Source organism: Streptomyces sp. NPDC000348 (assembly GCF_042898795.1).
Taxonomy (GTDB): domain Bacteria; phylum Actinomycetota; class Actinomycetes; order Streptomycetales; family Streptomycetaceae; genus Streptomyces.
In genome coordinates, this window is sequence record NZ_JBIAZD010000018.1 from 94,543 (window position 1) to 114,118 (window position 19,576).

General features: G+C 74.7%; 19 protein-coding genes and 1 pseudogene. 6 read left to right on the plus strand and 14 right to left on the minus strand.

Annotated features, from left to right (window positions below; translation table 11 throughout):
• Positions 1-108: 108 nt before the first annotated feature.
• The 3 genes from ACFY3N_RS28965 to ACFY3N_RS28975 form a co-directional block, all read right to left on the minus strand.
• Positions 109-984 (minus strand): oxygenase MpaB family protein, encoded by an 876-nt coding sequence (locus ACFY3N_RS28965; protein WP_390819716.1) that lies wholly within the window; start codon positions 982-984, stop codon positions 109-111.
• Positions 985-1,075: 91 nt separating this feature from the next.
• Entirely contained in the window at positions 1,076-1,342 is a 267-nt protein-coding gene (locus tag ACFY3N_RS28970; RefSeq protein WP_390819717.1) for a hypothetical protein, read from the minus strand.
• A gap of 35 nt (positions 1,343-1,377) precedes the next feature.
• Positions 1,378-2,172, minus strand: coding sequence for a restriction endonuclease (locus tag ACFY3N_RS28975; RefSeq protein ID WP_390819718.1), 795 nt, complete (start codon positions 2,170-2,172; stop codon positions 1,378-1,380).
• A gap of 169 nt (positions 2,173-2,341) precedes the next feature.
• Here ACFY3N_RS28975 and ACFY3N_RS28980 point away from each other — a divergent pair, with 169 nt between their 5' ends.
• A complete protein-coding gene (locus ACFY3N_RS28980) occupies positions 2,342-3,034 on the plus strand; it encodes a GAF and ANTAR domain-containing protein (RefSeq protein WP_390819719.1) in 693 nt (230 codons plus the stop codon).
• A gap of 15 nt (positions 3,035-3,049) precedes the next feature.
• On the opposite strand, the gene ACFY3N_RS28985 is transcribed toward ACFY3N_RS28980, so the two are convergent.
• The gene (locus ACFY3N_RS28985) at positions 3,050-3,631 is read right to left on the minus strand and encodes a hypothetical protein (RefSeq protein ID WP_390819720.1); all 582 of its coding nucleotides are present in this window, start codon (positions 3,629-3,631) and stop codon (positions 3,050-3,052) included.
• A gap of 152 nt (positions 3,632-3,783) precedes the next feature.
• Between ACFY3N_RS28985 and ACFY3N_RS28990 the strand changes: the two genes are divergently transcribed.
• Positions 3,784-6,375 carry a SpoIIE family protein phosphatase gene (locus tag ACFY3N_RS28990; protein WP_390819721.1) on the plus strand — a complete coding sequence of 864 codons (2,592 nt, stop codon included), beginning with the start codon at positions 3,784-3,786 and terminating at the stop codon, positions 6,373-6,375.
• A gap of 164 nt (positions 6,376-6,539) precedes the next feature.
• Here the strand turns inward: ACFY3N_RS28990 and ACFY3N_RS28995 are convergent, their stop codons facing one another.
• A complete protein-coding gene (locus ACFY3N_RS28995) occupies positions 6,540-6,728 on the minus strand; it encodes a hypothetical protein (protein WP_390819722.1) in 189 nt (62 codons plus the stop codon).
• Between the two features lie 230 nt (positions 6,729-6,958).
• Here ACFY3N_RS28995 and ACFY3N_RS29000 point away from each other — a divergent pair, with 230 nt between their 5' ends.
• A complete protein-coding gene (locus ACFY3N_RS29000; protein WP_390819723.1) occupies positions 6,959-7,924 on the plus strand; it encodes a DMT family transporter in 966 nt (321 codons plus the stop codon).
• Positions 7,925-8,029: 105 nt separating this feature from the next.
• On the opposite strand, the gene ACFY3N_RS29005 is transcribed toward ACFY3N_RS29000, so the two are convergent.
• The 3 genes and pseudogenes from ACFY3N_RS29005 to ACFY3N_RS29015 form a co-directional block, all read right to left on the minus strand.
• The gene (locus ACFY3N_RS29005; protein WP_390819778.1) at positions 8,030-9,973 is read right to left on the minus strand and encodes a DUF1996 domain-containing protein; all 1,944 of its coding nucleotides are present in this window, start codon (positions 9,971-9,973) and stop codon (positions 8,030-8,032) included.
• A 277-nt stretch (positions 9,974-10,250) separates the two neighbouring features.
• Positions 10,251-10,903, minus strand: a pseudogene (locus ACFY3N_RS29010) (lytic polysaccharide monooxygenase).
• Between the two features lie 192 nt (positions 10,904-11,095).
• Entirely contained in the window at positions 11,096-11,728 is a 633-nt protein-coding gene (locus ACFY3N_RS29015; RefSeq protein ID WP_390819724.1) for a GNAT family N-acetyltransferase, read from the minus strand.
• A gap of 105 nt (positions 11,729-11,833) precedes the next feature.
• Here ACFY3N_RS29015 and ACFY3N_RS29020 point away from each other — a divergent pair, with 105 nt between their 5' ends.
• The gene (locus tag ACFY3N_RS29020; RefSeq protein ID WP_390819725.1) at positions 11,834-12,916 is read left to right on the plus strand and encodes a YihY/virulence factor BrkB family protein; all 1,083 of its coding nucleotides are present in this window, start codon (positions 11,834-11,836) and stop codon (positions 12,914-12,916) included.
• Between the two features lie 16 nt (positions 12,917-12,932).
• On the opposite strand, the gene ACFY3N_RS29025 is transcribed toward ACFY3N_RS29020, so the two are convergent.
• Positions 12,933-13,385 (minus strand): flavodoxin family protein, encoded by a 453-nt coding sequence (locus tag ACFY3N_RS29025; protein ID WP_390819726.1) that lies wholly within the window; start codon positions 13,383-13,385, stop codon positions 12,933-12,935.
• Between the two features lie 119 nt (positions 13,386-13,504).
• Here ACFY3N_RS29025 and ACFY3N_RS29030 point away from each other — a divergent pair, with 119 nt between their 5' ends.
• Positions 13,505-14,146, plus strand: a complete 642-nt coding sequence (locus ACFY3N_RS29030; RefSeq protein WP_390819727.1) for a class I SAM-dependent methyltransferase — start codon at positions 13,505-13,507, stop codon at positions 14,144-14,146.
• A 97-nt stretch (positions 14,147-14,243) separates the two neighbouring features.
• A complete protein-coding gene (locus tag ACFY3N_RS29035) occupies positions 14,244-14,693 on the plus strand; it encodes an SRPBCC family protein (RefSeq protein WP_390819728.1) in 450 nt (149 codons plus the stop codon).
• A 249-nt stretch (positions 14,694-14,942) separates the two neighbouring features.
• Here the strand turns inward: ACFY3N_RS29035 and ACFY3N_RS29040 are convergent, their stop codons facing one another.
• From ACFY3N_RS29040 to ACFY3N_RS29060, 5 genes are all read right to left on the minus strand, one after another.
• Positions 14,943-15,293, minus strand: coding sequence for an ArsR/SmtB family transcription factor (locus ACFY3N_RS29040; RefSeq protein WP_390819729.1), 351 nt, complete (start codon positions 15,291-15,293; stop codon positions 14,943-14,945).
• Positions 15,294-15,441: 148 nt separating this feature from the next.
• Complete coding sequence (locus ACFY3N_RS29045) at positions 15,442-15,867, minus strand: ATP-binding protein (protein ID WP_390819730.1); 426 nt, start codon at positions 15,865-15,867, stop codon at positions 15,442-15,444.
• Positions 15,864-17,594: a SulP family inorganic anion transporter gene (locus tag ACFY3N_RS29050; RefSeq protein ID WP_390819731.1), complete on the minus strand. Its 1,731-nt coding sequence runs from the start codon at positions 17,592-17,594 to the stop codon at positions 15,864-15,866. The genes ACFY3N_RS29045 and ACFY3N_RS29050 overlap by 4 nt, the downstream gene beginning before the upstream one ends.
• 117 nt (positions 17,595-17,711) lie before the next feature.
• On the minus strand, positions 17,712-18,308 hold the full coding sequence (locus ACFY3N_RS29055; protein WP_390819732.1) for a hypothetical protein: 597 nt from the start codon (positions 18,306-18,308) through the stop codon (positions 17,712-17,714).
• Positions 18,309-18,413: 105 nt separating this feature from the next.
• On the minus strand, positions 18,414-19,487 hold the full coding sequence (locus ACFY3N_RS29060; RefSeq protein ID WP_390819733.1) for a zinc-dependent alcohol dehydrogenase family protein: 1,074 nt from the start codon (positions 19,485-19,487) through the stop codon (positions 18,414-18,416).
• Positions 19,488-19,576: the final 89 nt, after the last annotated feature.

Below are 19,576 nucleotides of genomic sequence, written 5' to 3' on the forward strand. Positions count from 1 at the left end.
ATCGCCCACCCGTGCCGCCCTGGGGGGGGCGCCTCCCAGGCCTTTGAGGCACTGGGGGAGGCACGACTTGCCCGCGGCTGACGCGACCGGTGCGGCCGGTGTACGGAGTCAGGTGGTGGTTTCGCGGGTGGGGGTCAGGGCCCAGCGGATGCCTGCGGTGACGGCGGTACCCAGGGGGCGTACGCAGACGCCCTCGGCCGGGGGTACGCGGGGCAGCCACAGCGCGCGGGAGGCCCAGCCGGGCAGCAGGGACACGGCGTTGGCGGCGAGGACGCCGTACGGCAGCCGGGCGAGCAGCGGGACGGGCGGGTTGAGCAGCAGGAAGCGGGCGGCGGAGCGCGCCTCGGGGGTGGCGCGCAGCTCGCCGCGGTAGGCGGCCAGCCGCTCGGCGAGTCCGGCGCGGTCGACCGGCGGGTCGGGCACGCCGAGCGCGGTGGCGATGCGCGCCATGTCGGCGACGTACGCGTCACAGCCCTCGTCGTCCAGGGGGCGGGCCCCGTAGCGCTGGTGGGCGCGCAGGAACATGTCCACCTCGGCGGTGTGCACCCAGCACAGCAGCCGGGGGTCGGACGCCCGGTACTCCTCGCCGTCGGCGGTGGTGCCGCGCACCGTCCCGTGGACGGCCCGTACCCGGTCGACGGCCCGCTGGGCGCTGTCGGCGGTGCCGTACGTGGTGACGGCGAGGAAGGTGCTGGTCCGCTGGAGGCGCCCCCAGGGGTCGCCGCGGAACCCGGAGTGCCCGGCGACGGCGGCCATGGCCAGCGGGTGGAGCGACTGCAGCAGCAGGGCCGCCAGTCCGCCGATGAACATCGACGCGTCCCCGTGCACCCTCCTGACCGGCCGGTCGGGGCCGAACCAGCGCGGGCCGGGCGTGCCGTGGATGCGCGCGCGGTTGTCCGGGCCGTCCGGACCGGCGACCCGGGAGAAGATCGCGTGACCGATCCGGTCGCGCAGTGCCGAGCCGCCTTCCGTCAGCAGTCCCATGGCTCGCTCCGTCCTCCTCGCGCCCCCGGCGCCCCGCCGGCGTCCACCGCTACACCTGCCCCGGTCCGGTCCCCCGTACCCGGCCGGACGGCTAGGGCGTGTCGCCGCGCCAGTCGTACACCCGGGCGCCGGCGCCGCGGGGCACGTACACCGCGCGGCCGCCCGCGCCGTAGCGGCCCAGCTCGGTGGGCAGGCCGACGCCGTGCCGCAGTTCCGTCTCGCCGCGGCCGGTGACGTCCAGCAGCAGACCGTCCAGCGGGCCCCCGGCCAGCTCCACGTACGACCGCCCCTCGCGCGGGCCCGGATCGTCGTGGTCCGCCCCGTAGACCCTGCCGCGCATGAACTCCAGTTCGTCCATACCGGCAGGGTGGCATCCGGCACTGACAACCGGGCCTACGCCCCGTCCGCGCCCGCCGCCCAGGGTACGGGCGCCCGTCCCTCGCTCCAGGCGAGCAGGGCGTCGCGGTTCACGCACACGATGCCGCACTGCTCGGCGTACTCGACGGCCGGCGCGGTGAAGTCGCTGGTGGTGACGACGAGGGCGACATCCGCCCCGTGGACGGTGAAGCAGGTGCCGCCGAAGCGCTGGAGGTCCTGCGAACCCACCTTGTTGTCGCCGCCGTAGCGCTTGCACTGGACGACGAGGCGGCGGCCGTCGGGGGTCAGGCCCGTCACGTCGGCGCCCAGGTCCCCCGCTCCCCCGACGACCTCCACCCGCGCACAGCCGTCCCGCACGCACAGGTCCGCTATCGCCGCCTCGAACTCCTCGGGGCTCAGGGCGTCGTGGTCGATGCCCGGGACGGCGGGCGCGACCACCGTGGGGAGGACGTCGTCGTACGGTTCGGCCGGTGCGGGGATCACGGGCGGGAGCGGGGACGGGACGGGCTCGTCCAGGGCGTCGAGCGCCGTCGACGTGCCCTGCTCCAGGGCCTCGCCCGCCCGGCGGGCGATCCTCGCCGCGGACAGCCGGCGCCGTCTGCGTCCGTGGGCCAGCAGGACCGCGACGACCACGCACAGCAGGACGACGGCCCACACCGGGCGCCGCTGCACCACTCCGGCCAGCGCGCGCACCGCGAAGCCGCCGACGATCAGGGCCGTGGCGAGCAGGCCGAAGAACACGGCCGTCGCCCGCAGGTCGAAGCGCCGCCCGGGGTGCCCGGGACGCGTACGGCGCTGGGGCATGGTCACCCTGGTGGTTCCTCTCTCGCGGCCGGCAGGACGTGCGCCCGGGGGCCCGGCCGGGCCCCCGAAGATCGCATACGCCGTCTGCCCCGGATCGGGCCGTTCACCGGCGTGCCGCACATCGGTGCGGGGTAGGGGCGGTGTGTGCTGACTGCGGCAACCAGGGAGGCGGACGGTGGACTGGCGGAACTTCGCGCAACAGATGGCCTCCATGGCGCGTGACCTGCTGGCCGAGCACACCCTCGACTCGACCCTGGAGCAGATCTCGCGCAAGGCGGTGGAGCTCGTCGACGGCTGCGACGCCTCCGGGATCCTCGTCCTGCGGGGCGACCGGGTGACCTCGCTGGCGCCGACCGCGCAGCTCGTGACCGAGAGCGACCGCCTCCAGGAGCGCCTGCGCGAAGGGCCCTGCTACGACGCGGCCCGGCCCGACCGGGCCGAACGCGTCTTCCGCATCCCCGACTTCACCGCGGAACCCGAACGCTGGACGTCCTTCGTGCCGCGCTGCCGGGAGCTCGGGGTGGGCAGCATGATGGGCTTCCTGCTGTACACCCGGGAGGAGGAGCTGGGAGCCCTCAACATGTACTCCTACAAACCGGGCATGTTCACCGAGGACAGCGAGACGGCCGGCTGGCTGCTGGCCTCCCACGCGGCGGTCGCCTTCTCCACCGCCAAGACCGACGCCCAGCTGCAGGACGCCATCGCCACGCGGCATCTGATCGGCGAGGCGATGGGCATCCTGATGGGCCGCCACCGGATGACGGAGGACCAGGCCTTCGACCTCCTGCGCACCCGGTCCCAGCGCACCAACACCAAACTGCGCGAGGTGGCGCGCCGGGTCTGCGAGACGGGCACCCTGGAGCGGTGACCGCCCGGCGGTCGCTCAGCGGCCGCCGGTCCAGCCGTGGGCGACGTCGATCACGAGGTGGTCCTCGAGCCGCAGCACCCGGAACGGCAGCCGCGCCCGCACGCCGAGCCCGATCTGGGTCTCGCCCTCGAAGCTGCCGGCGAACCGCGCGTCCCTGAACGTGCGGTACCCGGTGAGGTCCACGCCCGGCAGGGGGCGTCCGGCGCGCGCGGGATAGGTGGGCTCGCCGCTCTCGGGGGCGTACGAGGGCGCGGCCACCCGCACCTCGAGCACGGCGCCGCCGGAGACGGGAATGTACCGGCCCGACCCGTCCTGGTGGAGGCGGTCGACGTACTGGACGACGTGGCCGAGGCCGCCGCGCGCGGCACCGGGCAGATCGACGACCATGCGGTCGTAGCAGGCGTGCCGCCCGGTCCTGACGTCCCGTACCGGCGTGGACGTGCTCCCGGGGACGGACTTGGGCAGGCTGCCCCAGCCGGTCGGGCACGCCGCGGCCCGGGCCGCCGTCGCCTGGGTGGCGACGGCCGGGACGGCAGCCGTGCCCAGTGTGGCGCCCACGAGTGCGAGAGTCGCACAGATTGTTCTCTTTCGAAGCATTTTCAGCCCCCTGGGCTCGCATCCTTCTGATATCGGGTGAGACGAGCGGGATGCCCAGAAGGTTGCGGCTCCGCCGCGCCGGACCGCCCGGCATGACACATCCTGGTGGGAAGCGAACGAAGGTCCGTGCGTCCGCACCGGGAGGGCGCGACATGGATGATGCAGCCGCCGCACCGCGCGGGGAGCGGCCGGCGGGCGTGCTGGGCGACGGCGCCGGGGAGAACCCGGGCGCGGAGGAGTTCCGGACCGTCCGTCCGGCGGCCCGGCTCGAGGACGCGCTCGCGGAGCCCGTGGTGGCGGCGGTCCAGGGCATCGGCGGACACGGCGGACTGGTGTACCTGCGCTCGCGGGACCGGCGCTCGCTGGTGCTGTGCGTGGTGACCGGCGTACCCCGGTCGCTGCTGAAGTCCTGGTGGCGGGTGCCGGTGGGCGGCGCGCTGCCCATGTCCGAGGCGTACCGCAGGAGCGAGAGCCTGTGGCTGCCGGACGAGCGGGCCATGATGCTGCGCTTCCCGCAGTTCACCGCCGCGCTGCCGTACTCGTTCGGCTCCGCCTTCCACCCGGTGCACGTCGGCGGCGAACCCGTGGGGGTCCTGTGCGTCCTGCGGACGGCCGCCGGGGAGCCGGTGGACGAGCGGGAGGTGCGGGCGGCGCTGCGCGACGCCGGGCGGGACATGGAGGGGCGTCTCACCGAGTTCGCCCGCCGGGTGCCCGGCCGGGAGGGCCCGGACGCCGTCGCGTACGGCATCGACTACGACGACCAGCCGGTCGGCGTCAGGCTGCCCACGCCGCCCGCCCGGGCCGTGTCGGTCGGCATGGTCGAATGGGACCTGGGCAGCGACCGGTGGTCCGGGGACGACGACGCGCTGTCCCTGCTGGGTCTCGTCCGGGAGGAGTTCGGCGGCACCATGGCGGAGGTCGAGGGCCAGGTGTGCCCCGACGACCTGTACGAACTGCGGACGGGTCGGCGGGACGCGGCGGACACCGGGCAGATCAGGGGCCGGCGCTTCCGCGTGCTGGACCAGACCGGGGACGACGGGCGGATCCGCTACCGGCCGGTCGAACTGTGGGGTCACGTCGTGCGGGTGCAGGGCACCACCCGGCTGCTGGTGGGCGCCCTCGTCGACGCGGCCGGCGGGGTCACCGCGGCGGAGGCCGCCGAGCGGCTGCCCGACGGGGTGTTCTCCCTGGACCAGGACGGCCGGATCGTCTACGCCAACCGCCACTGCCAGGAGCTGCTGGGCTGCGACCTGGAGCACATGCTCGGCCACCACCCGTGGGACGTGCTCACCTGGCTGAGCGATCCGGCCTACGAGGACCGCTACCGGGCCGCGATGCTGTCCCAGGAACCGGTGTCGTACCTGGTGCACGACCCGGACGGCGTCTGGCTGGGGTTCGTGCTCTACCCCGGGGTGCACGGGCTGACCGGCCGGGTCTTCCTCACCGGCGCCCCCGCCGGGGCCGAACCGGGCCAGGGCCTGGTACCCGCCGGCCAGGAGGCCGCGGCGGCGCCGGAGCCGGTCGCGACGGCCCGCGCGGGAGCGCTCTACCACGTGGTGCAGATGGCCAGCGTGCTGACCGAGGCCGTCACCGTCCGGGACGTGTGCCGGGCCGTCGCCGAGCAGCTGCTGCCCGCGTTCGGCGCGCAGGAGATCGCCCTGTACACGATCCGTGACAACCGGATGTACCTGCTGTGGGAGTCCGGTTATCCGGAGCACTTCCTCGATGCTTTCGAAGGTGTGCCGCTCAACGCGAACCTGCCCGGTGTGCACGCCCTGACCACCCGGCTCCCGCTCTTCTTCGAATCGCCGGAAGCGCTGTTCAACGCCTATCCCCAGCTCGTCCTGGACTCGATGAACGCCTGGGCGTTCCTGCCGCTGATCGCCTCCGGCCATCCGGTCGGCTCCTGCATCCTCGGCTGGAGCGCGCCGCACCGGTTCACTCCCGAGGAGCGCACCGCGCTGACCGCGCTGGGCGGTCTGACCGCGCAGGCGATGGAGCGGGCCCGGCTCTACGACGCGGAGTCCGCCGTCGCACGGGGACTGCAGGAGGGACTGCTGCCGCACCGGCTGCCCGCCATCGACCGGCTGCTCACCACCGGCCGCTACCTGCCCGGCACCCAGGGCATGGCCATCGGGGGCGACTGGTACGACGTGATCAGGACCGGGCGGGGGGTGGCGCTGGTCATCGGCGACGTCGAGGGGCACAGCGTCGGGGCCGCCGCCGTCATGGGGCAGCTGCGCAGCGCGGTGCACGCCTTCGCCGCCAGCGGCCGGCCGCCGCAGGAGGTCATCACCCACACCAACCGGCTGCTGACGGAGCTGGCGACGGACCTCTTCGCCACCTGCTGCTACGTCGAGCTCGACCCGGCGACCGGCCGCGCCCTGGCCGTGCGGGCGGGACATCCCCCGCCCCTGCTGCGTCATCCCGGCGGGCACACGGAGAGCCTGGACCTGCCGGGCGGCGTGCTGCTCGGGGTGCAGCCGGAGGCCGACTACCCGGTCACGGCCCTCACCCTGGCGCCCGGCAGCGTCCTCGCGCTGTACACGGACGGGCTCGTCGAGACGCCCGGTGGCGACATCGGGACGGGCATCGAGGTGGTCCGCCGCTGTCTGGCCTGCAGCCGCACCGACTCGGTCGAGGAGCTCGCCGACCAGCTGATCAGGACCGCCCGCCGGACCGAGGACCGCCCGGACGACGTGGCGCTGCTGCTGACGGCGTACGACTGGCGGTCCGGGCGCTGACCGGCGCCCGGCCGCCGGTCGCCGGACGGGCGGGGCGCGGGTGGCGGGCGCCGCGGCCGATGCCGGGCAGCGGTCCCGGCTCGGCGTCCGGCACCCCGGCCGGCCGGGCTCGCCCCCCCCCGCACGAGGACGTGGCGGCGGGCCCGCACGCCTCCGCGGCGGTCTCACAGGCAGTAGCGCACCAGCCACTCGTCCGGGTCGTAGGCGTGGCGGGCCGGGTCCGGCACGGTGGCCGGGCGTTCCTCGACCATGTCCTCCACCCGGACCGGCTCCGGGAGGCGTCCGAAGCGGGCGTGCCGCGCGGCCTCCGCCGCGTCCGTGCCCCCGTGCGCGCGCACCGTCCCCTTGTCCACGGCAACTCCCCCTCTCACGGCCGGCCGGCGCTTCCCCTTCGGACGGCACCGCGGCCCTGGCGCCAAGTGTCACACGTACCGGGCCGTCCCCGGAACCGGCGCCGGGACGTCGGGGAGGCCGGACGCCGGCTCCGGGGGGAGAAGGAGCGGCCTCCCCGCCGGATTGGTCCCCGACAGCGGGAGGGAAGTGGACCTCTCGGCGGGCCGCCGTCCTTCCTAGCGTCGGTGCCATGAACACCGTCACCACGCGCGGGGCCCTGCTCGCCGCGCTCGCCTGTGTCCTCGTCGGAGGCTCCTTCACCGCCAACAGCGTCCTCGGCGACTACCCGTACGCGGGCGGTCAGTTCCTGCGGTACGCACTGGCCTGCCTGCTGCTGTTCCCCCTGGCCGGCCGGGGCACGGCCGCCAGGCTGCGGTCGCTCCCGCCGCGTCTGTGGGCCCGCCTGGCGCTGCTCGCCGCGGTCGGCATGGTCGGGTTCAACCTGGCCGTCCTGGCCGCGGAGCGGACCGCGGAACCGGCGGTGCCCGGCGTCTTCGTGGGCTGCGCGCCCGTGGTGGTCGCCGTCCTCGTCCCCCTGCTGGAGGGCCGGCGGCCGCGGCGGGCGGTGCTGTACGGGGCGTCGGCGGTGGCCGTCGGCGCCTTCACCGTGCAGGGCTGGGGGCGTACGGACGGGGCGGGCCTCGCCTTCTCGCTGTGCGCGCTCGTCGGGGAGGTGGGGTTCGCCGTACTGGCCGTGCCCGTGCTGCGGCCGCTGGGTCCCCGCCTGCTGTCCGCCACGGTGTGCGGCGTCGCCGCGGTCGAGTCGGCGGCGGCCGGGCTGCTGCTCGACGGGTCCGCGTGGCTGCGCCGCCCGGACGGGACCGAGACGACGGCGCTGCTGTGGCAGGCGGTGGTGGTCACCGTCATCGGCTTCGTGTGCTGGTACACGGGCGTGCAGCGGATCGGCGCCGAGCGGGCCACCCTGTTCTCCGGGCTGATCCCGGTGGCGGCCGCGTGCACCGCGCCGCTCGTCGGCACCGGCTCCTACGGCGCGGCACAGGCGGTGGGCAGCGTCCTGGTCGGCGCCGGGGTCGCCCTGGGGTCCGGCGCGCTGAGCGTGCCCGGACGCCCGCGCCGGCTGCGTGCCCTGCCCGAACGGGCCGGCTCCTCCACGGCCGGCGGGCCGGACGCCCTGGCCGGCGCCCCGAAGCGATGAGCCCGCGCCTTCACGCTCACGCCGCACATCGGTGCGGAAGGGGGGAAACGCGAGAGGCGGCAGGCCCCTGGCGGGGTCCTGCCGCCGTTCACCCGCCGCGCCGGATCAGGCTCCGCGCCGTACGCTCCGCAGGACGAAGAATCCGAAGACCACCAGCACTCCGCCCACCGCGGCGGGCCAGAGCCCGGCGCCGGTCTCGGCGAGACTGCCGGCCCCGGCCCGCGCCCCGGTGCCGTCCTCGGATCCGAGTTCCGGGAGACTGCCGGGCACCTCGGCGGCCTGGGCCGCCTGGCCGCCCCCGTCCTCGCCGCCCTCGGCGCCGTCCTGGTTCCCGGCCGCGGCGTCCTCGGCCGGGGTGGAAGCCTTGACGTCGGGCTGATCGGGCTGCTCGGACTGTGCGGCGCCGCCGCCCTCCGCGGGCTCCCCGGCGGCAGGGGTCTTCGACGGCTGCTCCTGTCCGTCGCCGCCCTGCTCCCCGTCGTCGCCGGGCTTGCCGCCGTCACCGTCGCCGTCGCCCTGGCCCGGGTCGTCGGGCGTGGCCGTGGGCTCCTCCGGCTGCTGGGGTTCCTGGGGTTCCTCCGGCTGCTGGGGCTCCTCGCTCGGCTCGCCGCCGCCACCGTTGCCGGCACCGCAGGTGCGGCCCTCGTTGATGCAGTCGACGACCTCGTTCATCAGGTCCTCGTCGAAGACGTTGATGAAGTCTCCGTGGTCCGTGATCGGCTTGTGCAGCTGCTCCGGGAAGGAGTCCACCGCGAACAGGGGGGTCGTCTCGCCGCCGTCGTCGAGGCTCGGGGCGTCGATGTCGTAGACGATGCGCTGCACCAGCTGCGGCACCGGCTCGAAGCCCGACGGGCAGTTGCCCTCGGCGTCCGTGAACGCCATGTGCGTACGGTGGTTGGCGCTGTCGATGTTGCGGCCGTCCCAGCAGCTCTGGAAGTCGAACGTGCGCACCACGTCACTGCCCTGCGGGCACAGCGGGTACTTGTCCGTCAGCTGCCGGTCCTCGAAGCCGGTGCAGCTCCAGGAGGCGTTGGCGTTGGCGGGGCCGTTGACGAACGACTTGGCGTCGCCGGTGATGATCCGCAGCAGCCGCGGCATGGCGGTGACCGCGCCCCGCGGGTTGCCGACGAAGGTCAGTGTGACCTCCTTGGGCGTGACGATCTCACCGGCGTTGCCCTCGATGCCGCCGCCCGGGGAGTCGGCGTCCTGCTCCCGGGTCCCGTTCTGCAGCCGCAGCACGGGCCAGTAGTACGACGACCTGTCGCCCTGGTCGGCGCAGCTCGTGTCCGCCTGCGCCAGGTCCTCGTCGCTGGAGAAGGCGTTGGTGGCCTGGTTGCCGATGTAGTCGTGGAAGTGGTGGGCGCCGTTGCCGACGCCCGGGGCGGCGATCACGTTGTCCGAGTTGAACAGACCGTTCTCGTTGACGCCGCACTCGCTGGTGAAGGTGCCGCGGGAGGCGTTCTCCGTCCGCTCCGGTTCGGCGGCGTCGGGCCGGACGCTCCTGATGTCGACGTAGTCGCCGGCGACGGGCCCATTGCCGGCCTGGCCACCGTTCCCGCCCTGGTCCCGGCCCTGCTGGTCCTGGCCGTCGTCTCCGCCGCCCGCCTGCTCGCCCTCGCCGCCGGCGCCCTCCTGCCCGGCGCCCTCCTGCCCGGCGTCCGGCTGCGCGGGGGCGTTGCCGGACTCGCGCACGGCGCAGGCGGCGAGTTCCTCGAGGCCCGCGGGCCGGTCGCCGACCCGGTCGACGGCGGCCGCGATGCGCGCGAGGGTCGCGGAACGCTTCTCCTCGAGCGGCCCGGCGATCACGTTGTCCGCGAAGCCCGGATCCTGGCGGAGGGCCTCGGCCGACTCCCCGAGCCGCTTGTAGGCGTCGGCGATCTGCGCGTCCAGCGCGGCGAGTTCCCCGTCGACCTCCGCCCGCGCCTCCTGCGGCACCGACGTCAGCCGGGTGGCCACGTCCGGGCAGTCGATCGTGGCGCCCGAGAGGACCCGGCCGTCGCCCGGCGCGCCCTCCTCGGTCGCGGAAGCGTAGACGTTGGCCGCCATCATCCCGCCTCCGCCCAGGATCAGGGCGAAGGCGGCGAGCGTCGCGCGCTGTTTGGGGCGTCTGCGTGTGTTGCGTGCCAAGACGGTGCTCCTACGCTTCTGTCGCGGGGGGTGGCAGGGGATTCCCACGCCCCGTACGCAGACGGACCGCCGTGCGTTCAAAGGAGTCACGGATTCTTCGCGGAACCTCGGAGAAGCCCGGCCCCGCACGCGCCGGTCCCCGCCGGACTCCTGCGTTCCGGCGGGGACTCGGGGACGGGAGCGGTGAAGTGCCGTCGGTTCAGCCGAAGTTCACGTCACTGCACAGGAAGTACGTCTGGTCCATGTGCGAGGCCCGCCGGATCGTGTGGACGAGGTGGCGGCCGCTGAGACCGGAGGTGCTCACCGGGATCGAGCAGTTCCGGCCGGGCGCGTACGCGCCGGTGCGGGTCACCGGCTGGAGGTCGTCCCGGCCCGGTTGCCGGGCGGCGGGTCGAAGCCCTGCCGGGTGACGTGGACGAGGAAGCAGTCCGCGCCGTGGCCGGCCTGGTCGTACAGCCGGACGGTGAGGCTGTCGTCGACGTCCGTCGTCTTCCAGGCGCCCACCGTGTCCAGGGAGTCGTAACGGCCGCCCTCGGTGTGCCCGCCGCTGCACAGCCGGCCGTCGGGGACGACGGCCTGGAAGTCGCCGGCGGAGCCGTTGCGGTAGAGGCCGTTCCGGTTCCACATGGCGTTGGGGTCGTCCTGCCACGCCTGCCGGCACATCGGGTCCTGCTGGGCCATGGCCGGGTTCTGGAAGTCGCTCCCCCGGCGCTGCCGGCATCCGTAGCTGCAGGACGCGGGGTCGGCCACCGAGCCGTGGGCGACGGCGGTGCCGCTCCAGGGGACCAGGCAGAGCGGCACGGCGGCGACGGTGCTCAGGGCGAGCGCCGGACGGAACCGGAACGGTAATATATCATGACCATGCCAAGTCGCGAGTTCCCCCTTCCCGCCGCGGGGGTGCGGGCGTGCGCTCCCACGGCCACCGTGGGAGCGCTCCCAATTCACAGGCCGCGCCCCTCGGTGCGGGGCGGCAACGCGCATTCGCGCCGCTTCCGCGCCGGCCGTGGCGCATTCGACGCGTTCGACGGAGGCGGGCGCGGCCCCTCAGATCCCGTCGAGGTCGTGCGTCGTACGGCCGAGGCAGACGACCGAGTCGTCCATCGGCGCGTCGATCTCCTCGAAGCCCATGCGGTCGTAGAAGGCCCGGGCGGGCTTGTTGGCCGTCGCCATGACGAGGTGGACGGACGGCACTCCCCCGTCCCGCAGCGCTTCGAGGAAGGTCCGCATCAGCCGCCGGCCGTGGCCGCGCCCCTGCCAGTCGGGCAGCAGGTCGATGTGCAGGTGGGCCGGCCAGGCGGCCAGTTCCGGGACGATCATCCGCTCGGGGTGGTGCAGCAGCCGGGCGATCACCTCGTCCGGGGTGGCCGGCGGCCCGGACGGCTCGGGGTGGCGGTCGGCGACCAGCGGCAGCCACACGGCGCGGAAGGCCCGGGCGAAGCGGACGGTGTCGGCGGTGCCGACGATGTAGCCGACCGCCCGGCCCCGGCCGTCGTCCAGCACGAAGGCCAGCTCCGGCTCCAGATGGACGTAGGGCGCCGCGAAGGTGTCGGGGAAGACACCGGGGTCGGTGTAGTGGGGGCGGCTGTCCTGGCCGTTGTGCGCGGTGCGGATGCAGATGTCGTCGAGGGCCTGCCGGTCCTCTCGGCGGTACGGGCGGATCCTGGGGGACTCGGTCATGCCTGGCATCCTGCATCCCTGGGAACGCTCCCACAACCCCTTTCCGACCAGGCCGAAGCCCGGGTCCCCGGCTTAGCGCACCGGCGCCTGGTTACCCGGGAGGGCATGAAGCTGCATATCCCTGGGATGAACGGCCGGCAGGCCGACGAGAGCGCGACGGACGAGTCCCGTCCGGGTCACCGGACCGATGCGGCGGCGGACGATCCCGGGCCGAGCGACGCGGTGGAGCGGGCGGCACCGGACACACCGGGCAAGCTGCCGAAGGGGGCGTGGGGCGCGGCGCTCAAAGGCAGTCTGCGCGAGTTCAAGGACGACGAGCTCACCGACCGGGCCGCGGCGCTGACGTACTACGGCGTGCTGTCGCTGTTCCCGGCGCTGCTGGCCCTGGTGTCGGTACTGGGCCTCACCGGCAGGTCCACCACGGACAAGGTGCTGGAGAACCTCAAGGAACTCACCGCTCCCGGCGCGGCCCGCGACATCATCACCCAGGCGGTCCAGCAACTGCAGGGCAGGGCGGGCATCGGGTCGCTCGTGGCGGTCGTCGGCCTGCTGCTGGCCGTCTGGTCGGCGTCGGGCTACGTGGCGGCGTTCATGCGCTCGGCGAACGCGGTCTACGACATGCCCGAGGGGCGCCCGGTCTGGAAGGTGCTGCCGGTGCGGTTCGGGGTGACGGTCGCCCTTCTGGTACTGGCCGTGATCAGCGCGCTGATCGTGGTCTTCACCGGTGGACTGGCCCGTCAGGCGGGCGACCTGCTCGGTCTGGGCGACACCGCGCTGACCGTGTGGTCGATCGCCAAGTGGCCGGTGCTGGTCGTCCTGGTCGTCGTCATGATCGCGCTGCTGTACTGGGCGGCCCCGAACGCCAAGGTCAAGGGGTTCCGGTGGATCACTCCGGGCAGTTTCCTGGCGCTGCTGATCTGGCTGGTCGCCTCCGCCGGGTTCGCCCTCTACGTCGCCAACTTCGGGTCGTACAACAAGACGTACGGCACGATGGCCGGTGTCATCGTGTTCCTGATCTGGCTGTGGATCACCAACCTGGCCATTCTGCTGGGGCTGGAGTTCGACGCGGAGATCGCCCGGCAGCGGGCCATCGCCGGGGGCCATCCGCCCGAGGCGGAGCCGTACACGCAGCCGCGCGACACCCGGGCCTGGGACGAGCAGGACCGGCGGCGCATGGACGAGACCTGACGCGCCCCGGGCGGGCTCATTCCATCAGGCCCGCGGCGACCGTGGCGCCCAGCTCCCGGCACCGCTCACCGGCGGCCCGGTCCGGCTCGCCGGTGACGGTCACGGCGTCGGCCGCGCGGCGCCAGCCGAGGCCCGTCGTGATCGACTCGATGCCCCGCACCGCGCCCGTGACGTCGTTCCCGCCGTGCACGTAGTACCCGAAGGGCCGGCCCCGGGTGGTGTCCAGGCACGGGTAGTAGACCTGGTCGAAGAAGTGCTTGAGCGCCCCCGACATGTAGCCGAGGTTCGCCGGGGTGCCCAGGAGATAGCCGTCGGCGTCCAGGACGTCGGCGGCGGTGGCGGACAGCGCCGCCCGCCGCACCACCCGGACCCCCTCGATCTCCGGGGCGGTGGCGCCGGAGAGGACGGACTCGAACATCGCCTGGCAGTTCGGCGAGGGCGTGTGGTGGACGATCAGCAGAGTCGGCACACCCCGACCCTGCCGTGCCGGCCCGCGTGCCCGCAAGCCGCCACGGGCGGTGTCCCGTTGTCACGGCGGGGCGGGGATGGCACGATGCCCCGCATCGGTACGCGGAGACGGGGTGCGTCTTGGTCGACGAGGATCACGGATCACCGGCGGCGGCGGTGTTCGACGCCCTGGGCGGCGAGTACGAGAAGGCGTTCGCCTCCTCGTCGGCGCACCGGGCGTCGCTGGACCGGCTGCTCGAAGGGCTGGCGCCCGGCAGCAGGGTGCTGGACGTGGGCAGCGGGACGGGCCGTCCCACCGCCGCCGCGCTCGCCGGGGCGGGTCACCGGGTGCTGGGCGTCGACGTGTCCCCGGTGATGGTGGAGATCGCCTCCCGGCAGGTGCCCGGGGCCGGGTTCCGGTGCGCCGACATCCGCCGGACGCCCCTCGAGGACGGCTCGTTCGACGCGGTCTGCGTGTACTTCGCGCTGCTGCAGATGTCCCGTGCGGACCAGTCGGAGGTGGTGCGCCGGCTGACGCGGGCACTGCGCCCGGGCGGCCTGCTGGTGCTGGCCACCGTGCCGCTGGACGTCGAGGGGTTCGACGGCGTCTTCATGGGGCGGGACGTGCGCGTCACCAGTTTCGCGGCGGAGGACCTCGTCGCCCTCGTGCGTGCGGCGGGCCTGACGGTGGAGTCGCAGGAGAGCGTCATGTTCACCCCGACCCACCCCGACGCCCGGCCCGAGCCGCAGCTCTTCCTGCACTGCCGCCGCGAGGAGGCCTGACGCCCCGGCGGGCCGGTGCGACGGATCGCCATGATTGCCCGGTGCGGAAACAGGTACCCGTACCCCGTTCCCCATCGGAAAGCGAGGTAGCCGACGCATGTCGCAGGTAGAGGAATCGATCGAGGTCGACGTCCCGGTCCGCACCGCCTACAACCAGTGGACCCAGTTCGAGAGCTTCCCGGAGTTCATGGGCGGCGTGGAGCGCATCGAGCAGCGCAGCGACACCCTGACCCACTGGGTGACCAAGGTCGGGGGCGTGGAACGGGAGTTCGACGCCGAGATCACCGAGCAGATCCCGGACGAGCGCGTCGCCTGGACCACGGTCGGCGGTGAGGCGAGGCAGGCCGGTGTCGTCACCTTCCACCGGGTGCGGGACACCACCACCAAGGTGATGCTGCAGATGGACTTCGACCCGCAGGGCGTGGCCGAGAGCGCGGGTGACAAGCTCGGCTTCGTCAAGCGGCAGGTCGGCGGTGACCTGAAGCGGTTCAAGGAGTTCATCGAGCGGCGCGGCCTGGAGACGGGCGCCTGGCGCGGCGAGGTCTGACCGCCGCGAAGGCGGTGCCGTCCGGGTTCCGCCCCCGCTCCCCCGTCGCCCCGGCCCCGTCCGGCACGACGGCCCCCGTGGTGGCCGGCGGGGCGGGGGGGCCCCCCCCCCCCGCCCCCCGGGGGGGGGGGGGCCCCGCGCGGCGGGGGGGGGGGGGGGGCGGGGGGCCCCCCCCCCCCCCCCCCCCGCCCCCCGCCCGCCCCCCCCCCCCCCGGGGGGCCCGGCCCCCCCCCCCCCCCCCACGGCCGTCTACGGCAGGGGCTTCGGCTCGCCCTGCGCGGCCTGGAGGTCGGCGAGCAGTTCGGCCTGCCCCGCGAGCACGCCGGACAGGATGGTGCGCGCCACCCGCAGCAGCTCCGCCACGTGCGGGCTGGTCAGCGAGTAGTACACGGTCGAGCCCTCCTTGCGGCCGACCACCAGGTTCGCCCGCCGCAGCACCGCCAGCTGCTGCGAGAGGTGCGCCGGCTCGATGCCCACCTCGGGGAGCATCTCCGCGACCGCGTGCTCGCGCTCGCTGAGCAGTTCCAGCACGCGGATGCGGGCGGGGTGGCCCAGCGTCTTGAAGAACTCGGCCTTCAGCTGGTACAGCGGCGTGGTCATCGTGCCGTCCCCTTTCCGGCGCGGCAGCACGGCCCGCACGGCCGGTCCTCGGTCCATCGCCTCATCTGTTCGTCGGCGTCCGCCTCGACGCTTTCCGACATTAGCAACTCGGTACATCCCCGCCGTCCGGCGGCCGGACCCGGCGGGCTCACAGGGGGAGCGTGATCCAGACGCTCTTCCCCCGGCCGTCGGCGTCGCCCCGGACCACGGCGGTGCCGCCCAGGCCGCGGGTCAGTTCGACGACCGTGGCCAGCCCGCCCGGTCCGGCGCCGTCCGGCCCGGACAGCCGCGGCAGGTAGGGGTGGCGGTCGTGCACGGCGAGCACCAGGCACCCGGGACCCGCCGCGTAGACCACCGTCGTCTGCGGGGAGGCCTCGGCCGCGTGCCGGACGCTGTTGGCCACCAGTTCGCCCAGGATCAGCAGCGCCGGGCCCACCGCGGGGTGGCGCTCGCCGATGCCCCACTCCGCCAGGGCCCGCTCGGCCGTTTCGCGGGCGAGGCGCACGGCTCCGGGCCCGGTGGGCACGGTGAGCACATGGCGGTGCGGCAGGGTGTTCGGCACGGAGGCCGTCACGGCGCCTCCCGGGTGGGCGCGGGCACCGCGGCCACGGGCCCCGCCGTCCGCAGGGCGCCGGCGCGTTCCAGGTGGTCGCGGGCGGCGCGGATCGCCTCGGGGGTCGTGGCGTACTCCCGGCCCTCGTGCCGCAGCAGTTCCAGGACTCCCACCGAGGCGAGGGCCCGGCGGTGCTCCGGGCGGACACCGGACGCCATGACGACGATGCCGCGCCGGCCCAGTTTCGTCACCGCGTCCTTGAGGACCAGGGCCCCGGTGGCGTCGACGACGCTCACGTGGGACATCCGCAGGACGACCACGCGTACGTCGGCGAGTTCGGTCAGCTCCAGCAGGAAGCGGTGGGCGGCGGCGAAGAACAGCGGGCCGTCGAGGCGGTAGGCGACGATGTGCCCGGCCAGCAGCTCGTGCTCCTCGTCCGTGTGGTCGCCCCGGTCGAGCGGCAGCGGGGCGAGCCGGGCCTGCCGGGCGACGGCGCGCAGCGCGAGCACGCCGGCGACGGCCAGACCGATGACCACCGCCTGGACGAGGTCGAGCACGAGCGTGGCGACGGCGGTCAGGACGAGGATCAGCGCGTCGGAGCGGGTGGCACGGGCCATCGCGCGCAGCGAGCCGACCTCGACCATGCGCACCGCGGTCGCCAGCAGCACGCCGGCGAGGGCGGCGAGCGGGATCCGCGACACCAGCGGGGCGGCCGCGAAGACGATCACGGCGAGGACGGCGGCGTGCGTGAGCGCGGCCAGCCGGGAGGTGGCGCCGGTACGGACGTTGACGGCGGTGCGGGCGATGGCGCCGGTCGCCGGGACGCCGCCGAACAGCGGGGCGGCGATGTTGGCGAGGCCCTGGCCGAACAGTTCGCGGTCGGGGTCGTGCCGCTGTCCGACGGTCATGCCGTCGGCGACGGAGGCGGACAGCAGCGACTCCAGGGCCGCCAGGGCCGCCACCGCCAGGGCGGGCGCGAGCAGGCCGCCCAGGGCGCCCGGGTCCACGAAGGAGAGGGAGGGGGCGGGCAGGCCCGGGGGCAGGCCGCCGATCAGAGGCACCCCGTCCAGGCCGGCCGCCCGGACCACGACGGTGGCCGCGACCACCGCCAGGACGGAGAAGGGGACGGCCGGTTTCCAGCGCGCCCCGAGCAGCATCGCGCCCGCCACCGCGAGCGCCAGCGCCAGGGCCGTCCAGTCGGGGGCGCGGGCGAACTCCCGGCAGGCCCGCCAGGCCACCACCAGGACCCGCTCCCCCTCGGGCGCCGGCACGCCGAGGGCGTTCGGGATCTGCTGCAGCCCGATCACGCACGCGATGCCGAGCGTGAAGCCCTCCACCACCGGCGCGGGCACGTACCGCATGCTCCCCCCGGCCCGCAGCAGCGCGAGCGCGACCAGGATCACGCCCGCCATCAGACCCACGGTGAGCACACCCGCGGGTCCGTGGTCGGCGACGATGGGCACCAGGACCACGGTCATCGCCCCGGTCGGCCCGGAGACCTGGAGGTCGGAGCCGCCGAACACGGCCGCCAGGGCCCCGGCGACCACGGCGGTGGCCAGCCCCGCCTCGGCGCCGAGCCCGGAGGAGACACCGAAACCGAGGGCGAGCGGCAGCGCGACGACCGCGACGGTCAGACCGGCGAGCAGGTCCCGGCGGGGATGGCGCCGCATCCGGTCCGCATCGGCGCGGGCCGGCAGCAGCGAGGTGATCCGGGACCGGACTCCGGCCTGCGGCAGCGGTACGGACACGGGCCCTCGACTTCGGCTGCGACTGTATGACAAGAAAAGCATGTAGCCAATTGCTAAATTTTGCAATTCAGCAGATCGGTGAGGGCCTGGAAGACCTGGTCGCCGTCCCTCCTCGCCTCAGCCCGTCATGCGCCTGCGCCACGCCGGCTCGACCCGGCGCCACTCGGTCTCCCACTCGGCCAGGCGCCGCAGCTGCAGCCGGGCCTGGACGAGCCGGCCGCCGAGCAGGACCAGTCCTCCGGCGGCGACGGCGACCGTGACACCGGCCATGACGGTCTGGAACCGGGCTTCCGCGCCGGCGGGCGGTGCGGGGACCAGCCGGCCCGCGGGGTCCGTCCACACGGTGACCCGGGCGCCCGCCGGGCTCCCCGGGTCGACCTCCGCCCGGCCCGTGCGGACGGTTCCGTCGGGGGTGGTCCACCGCACCTCGGCCCATACGCCGCCGTCCCCGTCCTGCGTCACCGGCGCGGAGAGCCCGGCGGCGTCCTCGGCCAGTACGGCGGGGACGGGAGTGGCCCGCTCCCGGCGCTCGGCGAGCGACCCGTCCACGGCTCCGGCCGCCGTCAGACCGGAGAACGCCCCGAGCAGCAGGGCGAGGACGAGCGTGGCGAGCACCAGCCAGGCCTCGGCCAGATCGCTGCGGCGGCGCAGCGGGTTCCTCCGCCACCGCCACAGCCGCACCCTCCGGGGCCTCGCACCCTGCGTCCTCGCCATCGGAGGTCACCTCCTCGCGCGGGTAGCGGACGGCACCTCACTCCAGGGTGGACCCGGCCGCCCCGCGCCCGCATGGGCCGAACGGCCCGGTCCGCCGGTGCCCCGTCAGACCGCCGGGGGAACGGGCACCACCTCGTGCTGCGGAACGCCGAGGACGACCTTGAGCGCCCCGGTCTCGGCGGCGTTGCCGAAGACGTCGTAGGCCTCCTGCATGTGGTCGAGCGGGAACGTGTGGGTGACCATCTGCCGCGTGGGCAGCCGGCCGGCGGCCGCCATCCGCAGCAGGGTGGGGGTGGAGTGGGTGTCGACGAGTCCGGTGGTGATGGTGACGTTCTTGATCCAGAGGTCCTCGAGGTGCAGCGTCGCGGGGGCGCCGTGCACGCCCACGTTGGCCAGGTGTCCGCCGGGCCGCACCACGCGGGCGCACAGCTCGAAGGTCTCGGGGACGCCCACCGCCTCGATGACCACGTCCGCGCCGAGCCCGCCGGTGAGGTCCGCGATCAGCTGCTCGGGGCCCTCGCCCGCGTCGGCGACGGCCTCGGCCCCGAACTCCTTCGCGGCCTGCAGCCGGGAGGCGGCCACGTCCACGGCGACGATGCGTTCGGGACCGAACAGCCGGGCGGTGGCGATCGCGGCGAGCCCGACGGGCCCGGCGCCGACCACGACGACCGTGTCGCCGGGGCGCACCCGCCCGTTCAGCACGCCCACCTCGTAGGCGGTGGGGAAGATGTCGGCCAGCAGCACGGCGTCCTCGTTGTGCACCGCGCCGGGCAGCGGGTACACCGACAGGTCGGCGTGGGGGACGCGTACGTACTCGGCCTGGGTGCCGTCGACGAGGTGGCCGAGGATCCAGCCCCCGCCGCCCCGGCACTGGCCGTACATGCCCTCGCGGCAGTAGCCGCAGCGCCCGCAGGCGGAGATGCAGGAGACCAGGACCCGGTCCCCGGGGCGCAGGGTGCGGACGTCGCCGCCGGTCTCGACGATCTCGCCGACCGCCTCGTGGCCCAGGACGGTGCCCGGACGGACCTCGGGCACGTCGCCCTTGAGGATGTGCAGGTCCGTGCCGCAGATGGTGACGGCGTCGACGCGCACGATGGCGTCGCCGGGTTCCTTGACGGCCGGGTCGGGAACCTCTTCCCAGGCGGACTGCCCGGGACCGTGGAAGACGTAACCCTTCATGCCTGTCCTCGCCCTTCTCGCTCTGCGGCGGGCCCGGCACCGGGCGCGTCCGCGCCCGCCTGCGTCGGCGGAGCCCCGGTCGGTTTCCG

Bases quoted from the DNA above. Each gene is read 5' to 3' on its own strand.
- ACFY3N_RS28970 (WP_390819717.1), bottom strand. From the start codon at position 1,342: ATGGACGAACTGGAGTTCATGCGCGGCAGGGTCTACGGGGCGGACCAC.
- ACFY3N_RS28990 (WP_390819721.1), top strand. From the start codon at position 3,784: ATGGATGATGCAGCCGCCGCACCGCGCGGGGAGCGGCCGGCGGGCGTG.
- ACFY3N_RS28965 (WP_390819716.1), bottom strand. From the start codon at position 984: ATGGGACTGCTGACGGAAGGCGGCTCGGCACTGCGCGACCGGATCGGT.
- ACFY3N_RS29055 (WP_390819732.1), bottom strand. From the start codon at position 18,308: ATGGCGAGGACGCAGGGTGCGAGGCCCCGGAGGGTGCGGCTGTGGCGG.
- ACFY3N_RS29020 (WP_390819725.1), top strand. From the start codon at position 11,834: ATGAAGCTGCATATCCCTGGGATGAACGGCCGGCAGGCCGACGAGAGC.
- ACFY3N_RS29040 (WP_390819729.1), bottom strand. From the start codon at position 15,293: ATGACCACGCCGCTGTACCAGCTGAAGGCCGAGTTCTTCAAGACGCTG.
- ACFY3N_RS29015 (WP_390819724.1), bottom strand. From the start codon at position 11,728: ATGACCGAGTCCCCCAGGATCCGCCCGTACCGCCGAGAGGACCGGCAG.
- ACFY3N_RS29000 (WP_390819723.1), top strand. From the start codon at position 6,959: ATGAACACCGTCACCACGCGCGGGGCCCTGCTCGCCGCGCTCGCCTGT.
- ACFY3N_RS28985 (WP_390819720.1), bottom strand. From the start codon at position 3,631: ATGCTTCGAAAGAGAACAATCTGTGCGACTCTCGCACTCGTGGGCGCC.
- ACFY3N_RS29005 (WP_390819778.1), bottom strand. From the start codon at position 9,973: ATGATGGCGGCCAACGTCTACGCTTCCGCGACCGAGGAGGGCGCGCCG.
- ACFY3N_RS29060 (WP_390819733.1), bottom strand. From the start codon at position 19,487: ATGAAGGGTTACGTCTTCCACGGTCCCGGGCAGTCCGCCTGGGAAGAG.
- ACFY3N_RS29035 (WP_390819728.1), top strand. From the start codon at position 14,244: ATGTCGCAGGTAGAGGAATCGATCGAGGTCGACGTCCCGGTCCGCACC.